Origin of the sequence: Pseudooceanicola aestuarii (assembly GCF_010614805.1) — a bacterium.
GTDB classification, from domain to species: Bacteria; Pseudomonadota; Alphaproteobacteria; order Rhodobacterales; family Rhodobacteraceae; genus Pseudooceanicola; species Pseudooceanicola aestuarii.
The window spans coordinates 970,001-982,365 of the sequence record NZ_JAAFZC010000001.1 but is presented as its reverse complement, the minus strand read 5'-3'; the positions used below and the strand labels follow the sequence as shown (position 1 = coordinate 982,365).

Genomic DNA, 12,365 nt, shown 5'->3' with positions numbered 1-12,365 from the left:
CGGGCCCTCCCGGTTGCCCATTCAATCCTCCCTGATCCGCGCGATCGGGGGGATTTGACGAAAACCCGAGGCAAAGGACTCATTTCCGCCGCCCGTTCGGGCTGATTCCCGCCGCGCCCCCGCTGTCATCTGGCGCTGGGTGAAATTGGCGCTGGGGGCGCAGATGGGTGTTCTTCTGAACGGGGCCGGCATGTTGCCGGACGCGGGTGATGTCTACGCGGTGGGATCGGTCGACCTGGAACTGGTCGAGTTCGCGGGCGAGACGCTTCTTTATGCGACAACACGGGCCGGGGGTGGCATCACCACTTACAGGCTGACCCAAGGCGGCGCGCAGATTGTCGACAGGGACCGCATCGCGCAGGACAGGTTGCAGCTGATCGCGCCGGAACTGGCCTGGTTGCCGGCGGAACAGGGCGGGCAGCTGATGGTGGCCGGGCTGGGCGGGTCACAGCTGACCGGCTGGACTCTGGCGGGCAATGGTGGGTTGTCCAACAGCCGGGACCATACCGTCAACGGGCTGTCGCTGAACCGGGTGACCGACATGGTCACACTGGCGCAGTCGGACGGGTCCGTCCTGGCCTATGCCGCCTACCTGGGCCGGGGCTTGCAGATGTTCGAGTTCGAGGCCGATGGCGGTCTGCACCGGCACCGCGACCAGGGAGAGGCCGGGCCGGGCGCCGGGCACCGGGTCAGCGACCTGCTGGTGACCCGTGCAGGCGGTACCGATTTCGTGCTGGCGACCCATGCGACGGCGGATGCCATCACCCTTTACCGGGTGAAGGGCGACGGAAGCCTGCAACATGTGAACGATCACGGCGCGGAGGGCGGCCTTTGGATCGACGCCCCCACCGATGCGGAGGCGCTGACCCTGTACGGGCAGACCTACGTCATCGTCGCCGCGGCGGGGAGCGGGACACTCAGCGTTGTGCGGCTGGATGCGGACGGCACCCTGACACCGGTGGATCACGTCATCGACGACCGGCTGACCCGCTTCGACGGCGTGGCCGAAATCGCCACCGTCAGCGCGGGGGGGCGCGGGTTTGTCCTGGCGGGGGGCGGCGATGACGGCCTTTCCCTGCTGGAGCTGCTGCCGGGCGGGCAATTGCTGCACCATGTCTCCATCGCGGACCGGCTGGACCTGTCGCTGGCCAATGTCACCCGGATCGAGGCGCGGATCATCGGTGACAATCTGGAGGTGTTCGCGCTGAGCGAGACCGAGCGCGGCGTGACCCGCCTGTCCTTTGACCTCGGCCGGGTGGGCGATGTGCGGCTGGGCGCGGACGGGGCGGACATCCTGTCGGGCGGCGGCAAGGACGACGTGCTGGACGGCGGCGCGGGGGATGACACCCTGTCGGGCGGCGGCGGCGATGACGTGCTGATCGCCGGGGCCGGGTTCGACCACCTTACCGGCGGCTCCGGGGCGGATGTCTTTGTCCTGACACCGGGAGAGGAAACGGTGACGATCCAGGATTTCGAAGTCGGCCGCGACCGCCTGGATCTGACCCGCCTGACGCCGCGCGCGACGCTTCAGGAGCTGGTCTTTTCCAGCACGGACCGTGGTGGGATATTGTTGGTGGCCGGCAAGCAGATCGACCTGATCAGCGCCACCGGCGATCCGCTGCGGATGGACGATTTCCCCGCCGACGCGCTGATCCAGATCACCCGCGCGCCGGTGGAAAGCTACGTCGCGAGCGATCCGCTGGTCTATTTCTCCGGCGATGCGGGCGACGACCGGGTGATCGGCGATACCGGCGCCGACACCATCCAGGGCATGGGGGGCGATGACACGCTGGCCGGCGGCGCCGGTGATGATCGTATCCTGGGCGAGGATGGCGCCGACGAATTGCACGGTGGCGCCGATGCGGATCTGGTGATGGGCGGCGGGGGCAATGACACGCTGCGCGGCAATGCCGGGGCCGATCTGCTTTATGGCGGCAACGACCACGACGGGCTGGAGGGGAATTCCGGCGATGACCAGCTTCATGGCGACCGGGGCGATGACCGTCTGCATGGCGGCCTTGGCCGCGATCACCTGAACGGCGGCAGCGGAGCCGACGTCCTGAACGGCGACGGCGACAATGACGCGCTGCACGGCGGCTGGGGCGCCGACACGCTGATCGGCGGCCCTGGAGAGGACGCGCTGTTCGGCGGCGGCGATGGCGATCTGCTGCGCGGCGAGGCCGGGCATGACACCCTGCATGGTGAGGGCGGCGACGACCGGCTGGAAGGGGCGGAGAATTCCGACCGGCTGTATGGTGGCGAGGGGCGCGACACCCTGATCGGCGGCGATGGCCAGGACGAGCTGTACGGCGATGGCGGCAACGATGCCCTGACCGGGGGCACCGGCAATGACCGGCTGACCGGCGGCACAGGTCAGGACACGCTGTCCGGCGGTACACAGGAGGACCGGTTGTATGGTGGCGCAGGCGGCGACCATCTGATGGGCGAGGGCGGATTTGACCGGCTGGAGGGAGGATCGGGCGACGATCTGCTGGACGGCGGCAACCAGGCGGACAATCTGTTCGGCGGCCAGGGCGAGGACCGGCTGCTGGGCGGCGGCGGCTTCGACCGGCTGTTCGGCGGGGCGCAGGGCGACGACCTTGTCGGCGGCGCCTGGCATGATGCGCTGTTCGGCGAATGGGGCGACGACACCCTCGATGGCGGCTCGGGCGATGACCGGCTGTGGGCGGGGGGAGACAATGACCACCTGTTGGGCAATTCCGGCAATGACCAGCTGCATGGCGGCGCGGGGTTCGATACGCTGGAGGGGGGCGCGGGCGACGACGTGCTGTGGGGCGATTTCAACGCCGATACCTTTGTCTTTGCCGATCATGGCGGGGATGACCGGCTGATTGATTTCGACGCGTTGAACCCGCATGAGCGGATCGACCTGCGGGAGGTTTCGGCCATCCGGGATTTCGCCGATCTGCTGGCACAACACCTTGAACCGCTGGCCGGTGGCGTGCTGATTGATTTCGGCGGCACCGGGTCAGTTTTTCTGGATGCGGTCGGCATTGCGGATCTGGATGCCGGGGATTTCGTGTTGTGATCCCGCGCGTGACCGTCCCGGGACGTGGAAATCGGCCTTGCGCTTCAGCCCGTTGGGCGCGAGGTTGGGCGCAAGCTTCGAGGAGGCACAGACATGAAAATCTCGATGAAGGTGAACGGCCGCGAGGCCAGCGGAGAGGTCGAGGGCCGGACCCTCCTTGTGACCTTTTTGCGCGAAACCCTGGGCCTGACCGGAACGCATGTCGGCTGTGACACGTCGCAATGCGGGGCGTGCAGTGTGCATGTGGACGGCCAACTGGCGAAGGCCTGCACCATGTTCGCCGCCGAAGCGGACGGCGCCGAGGTCAAGACCATCGAAGGCATGGCCGGTGCCGACGGGGCGCTGAACCCGTTGCAGCAGGCGTTCCAGGACCACCACGGGCTGCAATGCGGGTTCTGCACGCCGGGCATGATCATGGCCGCCGACAGTCTGCTGGCCGAAAATCCCAAGCCGACGGAGGGCGAGGTCCGCGACTACCTTGAAGGGAATATCTGCCGCTGCACCGGCTACCACAATATCGTCAAGGCGATCCTTGCCGCATCGGGCCAGGACGTGCCGCCGGTTTCGGTGGAATAGGGGGCTGCCATGTATGAATTCGAATTCGTGAAGCCCGCCACCGTCGAGGCGGCGATAGAGGCGCTCAAGGATGAGGACGCGCAGCCGCTGGCCGGGGGGCAGACGCTGATCCCGACGCTGAAACAGCGGCTGAACATGCCGTCGAAGCTGGTATCGCTCAAGGGGATCACCGCCCTTCAGGGCGTCCGCGAAGAGAGCGGCACCCTGCGGATCGGTGCCGCCACCACCCATGCGGAAATCGCCCGCGCCACGGCAACGCTGTTTCCGGGCCTGGCCTCGCTGGCCGGGCGGATCGGCGATCCGGCGGTGCGGAACCGCGGCACCATCGGCGGCAGCATCGCCAACAACGACCCCTCCGCCTGTTATCCCGCGATGCTGATGGCGGTGCGCGGCAGCGTGATCACCAACACCCGCGAGATCCCCGCCGAGGCGTATTTCCAGGGCATGTTCGACACCGCGCTGGAGGACGGAGAACTTGTCACCGCCATCTCGATCCCGGTGCCCGAGGCGTCGAATTACCAGAAGTTCGAACAGCCGGCCTCCCGCTTTCCGCTGTGCGGGGTCTTCGTGGCGCGGTTCTTGGATCGCGTGGGCGTTGCCGTGACCGGCGCGTCAAACGACGGCGTCTTCGCTTGGGCAGAAGCGGAGCAGGCGCTGGCCACGGATTTCGCGCCCGCCGCCGTGACCGCGCTGGCCGCGCTGGACGGCGAGGACATGATTGACGACCTGCACGGCAGCGGCGCCTACCGCGCCCACCTGGCCAGTGTTCTGACCCGCCGCGCGGTCGAGGCAATGGGCTGAGCGCCGGTCTTCGGGCGCCGCCCTAGCGCGGCGCCTGTCGCCAATCCGCCGCCCAATCGACGCGGGACACTCCGGCAAGGCGTCGGATCCGATCCAGCTCTGCCTCCAGGCGGGTGGTGCGCCCCCTGCCAAAGCTGACCCCCCGTTCCGGCCACAGTCGTGACACGTTCAGCACGTCCGCCTGTCGGTCAGCCTTCATGTCGATGCGCCCGACCAGTCGGTCCCCCTCCAGCAGGGGGAAGACGTAGTAGCCGTATTGGCGCTGCGCCTCGGGCAGGAAGATCTCGATCCGATAGTGAAACCCGAACAGCCGTTCGGCCCGCTTGCGATCACGCAAGGCAGGGTCGAACGGGCTGAGTACGCGCAGGCGGCCGGGCGGTTCGGGGGGCGTGACCTCGGCCAGACCCGGCCGGGCAAAGCAGATGCGATGCGCGCCGGTGACCGTTTCAATCGCTACCTCCTGCAACCGGCCGGCGGCGCGTTCGGCGGCGCACCAGGCCCGCGCTTCGGCCGGGGTGGCGATGTCCCAGAAAGCGGCCAATTCACCGCTGGTGGCAAAACCTAGCCGGTCCAGCGCCGCGCCCATCAGCCAATCCAGCGTTTCGGCCTGGGACGGGGCCCGCAGCCGGGATTGCGGCAGCACGCGGCCCGGCAGGTCGTATTGCTTGCGAAACCCTACCCGCCGCGACACGGCCAGCGCGCCGCTGCGCCACAGATATTCCAGCGCTGCCTTGGTGGGGTGCCAATCCCACCAGCCGGTCGATTTCGGCGCGGGCGCGTCACGCAGATCGGCGGCGCAGATCTCGCCATGGGTGGTGACATGGGCCAGCACCCGGTCCAGTTCCGCCAGAAACTCCGGCCCCTGCCATTTCGGCCAGCGCCCGCGCAGACGGTCGGCATCGCGGCGAAAGCGCAAATGCCAATGGGGGTAGAAATCCGCCGGGATCACCGCCGCATCATGGGTCCAGTGTTCGAACAGCGCCCGGTCCTGTTCGATCAGCCGCGTCAGATGCGCCGGGCGATAGGCGGGGCGGCGAGCAAAGAGGATCAGGTCATGCGCCCGCGCGACGGTATTGACCGAATCGACCTGCACAAAGCCCAGCCGATGGATCACCTGCGCCAGGTCCGCGCCCTTGCCCGGCCCTGAAGGCACATCGGCCAGCCCGTGCCGATCCAGAAAGATCCGCCGCGCCTGGCGGTTGGTCAGCTGCGGGCGCACCATCCCGGTCACATGCGAAGCGTGTCGCCAAAGCTGATCTTGGGCGACAGCTCGACCTTGCTGGTGTCCTCCACGACCATTTCGTCGCGCTCCAGCCGGTCCAGGATGATCTGCGCGGCCCGGCTGCCGATCTCCTCGCGGCAGGAATCCATGGTGGCCAGCTTGCGCGGCAAACCCTGAAGCAACTGCACATCGTTGAACCCGGCCAGCCCGACCTTGCCGGGAATGTCGTAGCCTTGTTCCATCATCCACAACAGCCCGCCGGCGCCGATCATGTCGTTGGAGAAGTAGAGGCAATCCAGATCCGGGCGCCGGGTCATGATGGTCTGCGTGATCTCCCGACCTTTCCCCAGGGCGGACCCCTTCGAGTAGAATTCGGTCTCCGCGATTTCCACGCCGCCCTTGGCCAGCGCCTCGGTGAAGCCCTCGAACCGTTTGCGCGCGCGGTGGTCGGCGCCCAAAGTGGTGCCCAGAAACCCGATCTTGCGATAGCCCGCGCGCAGGATGGCGCGGCCCATCTCCCGCCCGGCGCGGCGATGGGAAATCCCCACGGCGGCGTCGATCGGGGTGCCATCGGTATCCATGATCTCCACCACCGGGATGCCGGCGGCCCGCAGCATGGCGCGGCAGGGGTCGGAATGCTCCAGCCCGGCGATGATCACCCCCGACGGCCGCCAGGAGAGCATTTCGTAGAGGACTTTCTCCTCCTTCTCGGGCAGGTAGTCGGTGATGCCCACCACGGGTTGCAGGGAGGATGTCTCAAGCACCCGGTTGATCCCTGTCATCACCTCGGGGAAGACCATGTTGGACATGGAAGGGATGATCACGGCGACCAGGTTCACCCGCTGGCTGGCCAGGGCACCGGCGATCTTGTTGGGGACATATCCCATCTGCTTGGCCGCGTTCAGAACCTTTTCACGGGTCGCGACGGAAACATCGCCACGGTTGCGCAACACCCGGCTGACGGTCATTTCGGATACGCCCGACGCTTCGGACACATCGCGCAGGGTCAGGGGGCGAGGGGGTTGTTTCTTCACCGGAAATCCTTTCGCCGTGGTTGTGGAATGGTATCCCGACGGGCTTCGCCGGTGCAAGCGGCCTGTGATCCTGCCCGTAGCCCTCCCAGGTCCCCGCCTGCCGCCGTGCCAGAGCGGGCCAGGTTTCCCCACTCCACCCCCATGACAAGCGCTGCGCGCCGCGTTATGACGGGCCCGTGGCCCCGTGGCTCAACTGGATAGAGCAGCCCCCTCCTAAGGGGCAGGTTGCAGGTTCGAATCCTGCCGGGGTCGCCACCGTCTTCCCGTCCCCCTTTTTCCATCCGATTGACATTGCCCGCCGCCGGGCGCAGTCTTTGCGGACACACGGGGGGTTCCGACAAGGGGCTGAGATACCGATGGCGCGGCGACGTGCAGCGCGGTGACCCGATGAACCTGATCCAGTTCACACTGGCGTAGGGATGGTGAACCGGCTGCGCGGGCGTTCCGTGGGGCCATCGGGCAGGGAACCCCCTGCCTCCTCCATTCATTGCGGCGAACTGGGTCTTCATTGCACAGCGCATGGAGGCTCTGACCCATGAAAGACCTGACACCCCACGTGACCACCGGCCCCCTGCCCGCCTCCCGGCGGGTCTGGCATGCGGGCCGCCTGTACCCCGAGATCCGCGTGCCGATGCGCGAGATCGACCTGCATCCCAGTGCGGGCGAACCGCCGGTGACGGTCTACGATTGCTCGGGGCCCTATACCGATCCGCAGGTGGAAATCGCCATCGACCGGGGCCTGCCGCGCCTGCGCGAGGCCTGGCTGGCGGCGCGCGGCGATACGGAGACCTATGACGGACGCCATGTCCGACCGGAGGACAATGGCCATGTCACCGGCGCGCGAATGGTGCCGGAATTCCCGGTCCGCCATGCGCCCCGCCGCGCCCGTGGCGAACAGGCGGTGACGCAGCTTGCCTATGCCCGCGCAGGGATCGTCACGCCAGAGATGGAGTTCGTCGCGATCCGCGAGAACCTCGGTCGGTGGGACGTCGGTGCGACCGCCCGCGACGGGCAGGATTGGGGGGCAAGGATCCCCGATCTGGTGACGCCCGAATTCGTCCGGGACGAGATCGCGACCGGCCGGGCGATCATCCCTGCCAATATCAACCACCCGGAGGCGGAGCCGATGGCCATCGGTCGCAACTTCCTGGTGAAGATCAATGCCAATATCGGCAACAGCGCCGTCACCTCCTCGATGGCGGAAGAGGTGGAGAAGATGGTCTGGGCCACCCGATGGGGCGCCGATACGGTGATGGACCTGTCCACCGGGCGCAACATCCACAACATCCGCGACTGGATCCTGCGCAATTCCGCGGTGCCGATCGGGACCGTGCCCCTGTATCAGGCGCTGGAAAAGGTCGGCGGCATAGCCGAAGACCTGACCTGGGAGGTCTATCGCGACACGTTGATCGAACAGGCCGAACAGGGGGTGGATTACTTCACCATCCACGCCGGGGTGCGCCTGCACATGATCCCGATGACGGTGGACCGCGTGACGGGGATCGTCAGCCGGGGCGGGTCGATCATGGCCAAGTGGTGCCTGCATCATCACAAGGAGAGTTTCCTTTACGAGCATTTCGAGGAGATCTGCGAGATCTGCCGTGCCTATGACGTCTCCTTTTCGCTGGGGGACGGGTTGCGCCCCGGCTCCCTTGCCGATGCCAACGATCAGGCGCAATTCGCCGAGCTGGAAACGCTGGGCGCGCTGACGCAGATCGCCTGGGCGCGGGATTGCCAGGTGATGATCGAGGGGCCGGGCCATGTTCCGATGCACAAGATCAAGGAGAACATGGACAAGCAGTTGGAGTTTTGCGGCGCGGCGCCGTTCTACACGCTGGGGCCGCTGACCACGGATATCGCGCCGGGTTATGACCATATCACCAGCGGAATCGGCGCGGCGATGATCGGTTGGTTCGGCACGGCGATGCTGTGCTACGTCACGCCCAAGGAACACCTGGGTCTGCCCGACCGTGACGATGTGAAGACCGGGGTGATCACCTACAAGATCGCCGCCCATGCCGCCGACCTTGCCAAGGGGCATCCCGCCGCCCGCCTGCGCGACGACGCGCTAAGCCGGGCGCGGTTCGAATTCCGCTGGGAGGATCAGTTCAACCTGTCGCTCGATCCCGAAACGGCGCAGTCCATGCATGATGAGACCCTGCCCAAGGAGGCACACAAGGTCGCGCATTTCTGCTCCATGTGCGGGCCGAAATTCTGTTCGATGCGCATTTCTCACGACATCCGCGCGGAGGCTCAGAAGGAGGGGATGGCGAAGATGGCGGAGAAGTTCCGCGAAGGGGGGGAATTGTATCTTCCCGCCGACGCCGTGGCGACAAGGGACGGGGAGGACCGGACATGATCCGCCGCCCCGACTCCCTGCTGCGCGAGCTGCGCGCCACCACGCCGTTGGTGCAATGCATCACCAATTACGTCGCCATGAACATCGCCGCCAACGTGCTGCTGGCGGCGGGGGCCTCTCCGGCGATGGTGTCCGATGCCGAGGAGGCCGGCGAATTCGCCGCGATCGCAGGTGCCTTGACGGTGAACATCGGCACCCTTTCCGCGCCGTTTGTGGAGGGGATGCGCGCGGCCATCGCGGGGGCGCGACAGGCCGGGCGGCCCTGGGTGCTGGACCCGGTGGCCTGTCAGGCGACGGCGCTGCGGCGCCGCGTCTCGGCGGAACTGACCAGGTTGCGGCCCACGATTATCCGCGCGAACGCGTCGGAGATCCTGTCGCTGGCAGGGCAGGACAGCCAGGGCCAGGGCGTCGACGGCCGCGACGGCGTCGCCATGGCCGAGGACGCCGCCCTCCGCCTGTCGCGTGACACCGGCGCGGTGGTCGCCGTAACCGGGCCGGAGGATTACGTGACCGACGGGACGCGCGCGGCGCGGATCTGCGGCGGCTCTGACTACATGCCGTTGAACACTGCGTTGGGCTGTTCGCTGACCGGGCTGTGCGGGGCCTTTGCCGCGCTGGAGGCCGATCCGTTCGATGCGACGGTGGCGGCGTTGGCCTTCTATGGGGTGGCGGGGGCGCAGGCCCATCAGGATGCCACCGGGCCGGGCAGCTTCGCGCCCCGGTTCCTGGACGCGCTGCACGGCCTGACGCCCGATGCCCTGGCGGCGGAGGCGCGGATTGCAGAGGCGTCCGCCCGATGATGCGGTTCGACCTGTCGACCTACCTGGTGCTGGACCCGCAGCTGTGCGGAGCGCGCGGCGTGGTGGAGACAGCCCGTGCCGCCGTCCGTGGCGGTGCCACCATGGTGCAGCTGCGTGACAAGGCTGCGGATACCGCGCGGATGGTCGCCACGGGTCGCGCGCTGCAACAGGCGCTGGCCGGGACCGGCGCGACGCTGATCATCAATGACGATGTCGCGGCGGTGCGGGAACTCGGCGGTTGCGGGCTGCATGTCGGGCAGGGCGATCTGCCGGCGGCAGAGGCCCGCGCCCGCATCGGCCCCGAGGCCATACTTGGGCTGAGCGTGGAGACGGTCGCGCAGGCCGCGCAGGTCGATCCGGCCCTGGTGGACTACATCGGCGCCGGGCCGGTCCATGCGACGGCGACGAAACCTGATCACGAACCGCCCGTGGGCTTCGACGGGCTGGCCCGGATCATCGCCGCCTGTCCGTTGCCCGCCGTGGCCATCGGCGGGCTGAAGCCGGGTCACGGCGGGGCGGCGCGGGCGGCCGGGGCGGCGGGCATGGCCTTCGTCTCGGCGGTATGCGGTCAGTCGGATCCGGAGGGCGCCGCCCGCGCGCTGGCTCGCGAATGGTCTGCCCTAGCCTGACGGCCAGAGCGCGTGGAAATGATGCAGGGGTCCGTGGCCCCTGCCGACCTCCAGCCGATCAGAAGCCGCCAGCGCGCCATGCAGGTACTGCTTGGCCCGGCGAACCGCCTGTTCCATCGGATGATGCGGCACCAGCGCGGCAATCGCGGCCGACAAGGTACAGCCGGTGCCGTGGTCGTTCACCGTATCAAGGCGCGGCGCGGGCAGGGCATGGGTGCCTGTCGGGCCATGTAGCAGATCGGTGGAGGTCTCCGCTCCCGCCAGGTGTCCGCCTTTCAGCAAGACCCATTCCGACCCCAGATGCAGCAGCCCCGGCAGCGCCGCCTCCATGTCCTGAGCCGTCCAGTCGTCCGCGCGGTTCAGCAACACGGCGGCCTCCGGCAGGTTCGGGGTGATCAAAGTGGCGCGCGGCACCAGCAGATCTCGCAATGCCGAAACCGCGTCGGGGTCCAGCAGGTGATCGCCGCTTTTGGCGACCATCACGGGGTCCAGAACGACCGGAATGCCGGGGTGGCGGGCCAGGCGGTCGGCCACCGCCGCGATGATGCCGGCATTGGCCATCATACCCAGTTTGACCGCATCGACACGCACGTCGTCAAACACCGCGTCGAGCTGATCGGCAACGAAAGACGGCGCCATCATTTCGACCCCGCGGACACCACAGGTGTTCTGCGCCACCACGGCGGTAACCACGCACATCCCGTGCGCCCCCTGCGCGGCGAAAGACTTCAGGTCCGCCTGGATACCGGCCCCTCCGGTCGGATCGGTTCCGGCGATGGACAGGATGTTGGCGATCATTCCGTCTCCTCCGCCATCGCGCGCGCCGCCTGCCGTGCCAACCGCGCGACGTCCCGGCTGACTCCGCCGGGCAGATCCGCGATCCGGTCCAGCGGAACCCAGGCCGCGTCCAGCGCATCATCACCGGCCACGGGGGCGCCCGCCACCCAGCGGCACAGCACCGCGATCAGGATGAAGTGGCGGTCCCGTTCGGAATCAAAGGCATCGAGTGCGGTGAAGACATCCAGTGCTGCGGCGCTCACCCCCGTCTCTTCGTGCAATTCGCGCAGCGCAGCGGCGGTCAGGGTCTCCCCATGCTCCACCTTCCCGCCGGGAAATCCCCACATGCCGGCGTCTGGCGGATTGGCCCGCCGCACCAGGAGGACGGCCTCTCTATATACAACAACGCCGAGAACGGCGGGAATGGGGGGTGGAACATCGGCACGTGGCATTGCGGCCTCCTTGAAAGGCCGGCGGGGACAAGCCGTCACACCCGTCCCTGCGCCGGCATGATCCGGATCAGGTTCAAAGGGTCACCGCACCACAGCGATATCTCAGCCCCTTCTGCGGGGCCCCCCTCGGTCGGGGGAGGATAGCAGAGAGGGTGGCACGGGCAATCACCCCGGAATCGCGACACGAGAACCGGAATCATGGGGCCGATTCCGGCCCGAGCGGCGGGAACGAGTCGGATTCCGGGTGATTCAGGGGGCGAACTGCCGGGTTTTACAGGGGATGAGTGTCGGAAATCAGGTTCCATCCCCCTCGCACGACACGAAAGGTGAAGAAAGTGGCGGTAATTTATTATTCTAAATCAATTAGTTGACCCATAGTCGCATAACTTCATGTAAGAAAAGTGACGTTTCTTTTGAAAAAGCGCTTGCGGACCCCCGGTGCTATCCGTAAATACCCCCTCACCGGCGGCGCTGAGGCGCACAACGGAACGCCAGACGGAACGACGGAGCGACGCTCTAAAGGGACAGACGGTAGAAAACATTGAGGCATCTGAAGCGGGTCGCGCCAGAAAGTAGATTGGCGCTTCCGGTTGATTTTGTTTCGACGCTATTTGAAATTGATGGTATCTGAAGAGATATGTGGGCGGTTTGGTTCATTTCGATGAA

Annotated in this window: 10 protein-coding genes, 1 tRNA gene and 2 riboswitches; of the genes, 7 read left to right on the top strand and 4 right to left on the bottom strand. The window is 67.1% G+C overall.

Annotated features, from left to right (window positions below; translation table 11 throughout):
* The first annotated feature begins 163 nt into the window (after window positions 1–163).
* From G5A46_RS04620 to G5A46_RS04610, 3 genes are all read left to right on the top strand, one after another.
* Complete coding sequence (locus G5A46_RS04620) at window positions 164–3,049, top strand: calcium-binding protein (protein WP_163847738.1); 2,886 nt, start codon at window positions 164–166, stop codon at window positions 3,047–3,049.
* A 93-nt stretch (window positions 3,050–3,142) separates the two neighbouring features.
* Window positions 3,143–3,625, top strand: coding sequence for a (2Fe-2S)-binding protein (locus G5A46_RS04615; RefSeq protein WP_163847737.1), 483 nt, complete (start codon window positions 3,143–3,145; stop codon window positions 3,623–3,625).
* A 9-nt stretch (window positions 3,626–3,634) separates the two neighbouring features.
* The gene (locus tag G5A46_RS04610) at window positions 3,635–4,426 is read left to right on the top strand and encodes an FAD binding domain-containing protein (RefSeq protein ID WP_163847735.1); all 792 of its coding nucleotides are present in this window, start codon (window positions 3,635–3,637) and stop codon (window positions 4,424–4,426) included.
* A 22-nt stretch (window positions 4,427–4,448) separates the two neighbouring features.
* On the opposite strand, the gene G5A46_RS04605 is transcribed toward G5A46_RS04610, so the two are convergent.
* Both G5A46_RS04605 and G5A46_RS04600 read right to left on the bottom strand, forming a co-directional pair.
* On the bottom strand, window positions 4,449–5,648 hold the full coding sequence (locus tag G5A46_RS04605; protein ID WP_163847733.1) for a winged helix-turn-helix domain-containing protein: 1,200 nt from the start codon (window positions 5,646–5,648) through the stop codon (window positions 4,449–4,451).
* 5 nt (window positions 5,649–5,653) lie between these two features.
* Window positions 5,654–6,682, bottom strand: coding sequence for a LacI family DNA-binding transcriptional regulator (locus tag G5A46_RS04600; RefSeq protein ID WP_239520610.1), 1,029 nt, complete (start codon window positions 6,680–6,682; stop codon window positions 5,654–5,656).
* 178 nt (window positions 6,683–6,860) lie between these two features.
* On the opposite strand from G5A46_RS04600, the gene G5A46_RS04595 reads away from it, so the two are divergent.
* The 4 genes from G5A46_RS04595 to thiE all read left to right on the top strand — a co-directional run bounded on the left by G5A46_RS04595 (window position 6,861) and on the right by thiE (window position 10,470).
* Window positions 6,861–6,937, top strand: a tRNA-Arg gene (locus G5A46_RS04595).
* Between the two features lie 60 nt (window positions 6,938–6,997).
* A riboswitch (TPP riboswitch) is annotated at window positions 6,998–7,120 on the top strand.
* A 97-nt stretch (window positions 7,121–7,217) separates the two neighbouring features.
* Complete coding sequence (gene thiC, locus G5A46_RS04590; RefSeq protein WP_163847731.1) at window positions 7,218–9,041, top strand: phosphomethylpyrimidine synthase ThiC; 1,824 nt, start codon at window positions 7,218–7,220, stop codon at window positions 9,039–9,041.
* Window positions 9,038–9,841: a hydroxyethylthiazole kinase gene (gene thiM, locus G5A46_RS04585; protein WP_163847728.1), complete on the top strand. Its 804-nt coding sequence runs from the start codon at window positions 9,038–9,040 to the stop codon at window positions 9,839–9,841. Before thiC ends, thiM begins: the two co-directional genes overlap by 4 nt.
* Entirely contained in the window at window positions 9,838–10,470 is a 633-nt protein-coding gene (gene thiE / locus G5A46_RS04580; protein WP_163847726.1) for a thiamine phosphate synthase, read from the top strand. Before thiM ends, thiE begins: the two co-directional genes overlap by 4 nt.
* On the opposite strand, the gene thiD is transcribed toward thiE, so the two are convergent.
* Complete coding sequence (gene thiD / locus G5A46_RS04575; RefSeq protein ID WP_163847724.1) at window positions 10,462–11,268, bottom strand: bifunctional hydroxymethylpyrimidine kinase/phosphomethylpyrimidine kinase; 807 nt, start codon at window positions 11,266–11,268, stop codon at window positions 10,462–10,464. The genes thiE and thiD overlap by 9 nt on opposite strands.
* A complete protein-coding gene (locus tag G5A46_RS04570) occupies window positions 11,265–11,699 on the bottom strand; it encodes an NUDIX hydrolase (RefSeq protein ID WP_163847722.1) in 435 nt (144 codons plus the stop codon). The genes thiD and G5A46_RS04570 overlap by 4 nt, the downstream gene beginning before the upstream one ends.
* Before the next feature lie 27 nt (window positions 11,700–11,726).
* Window positions 11,727–11,836, bottom strand: a riboswitch (TPP riboswitch).
* Window positions 11,837–12,365 lie beyond the last annotated feature (529 nt).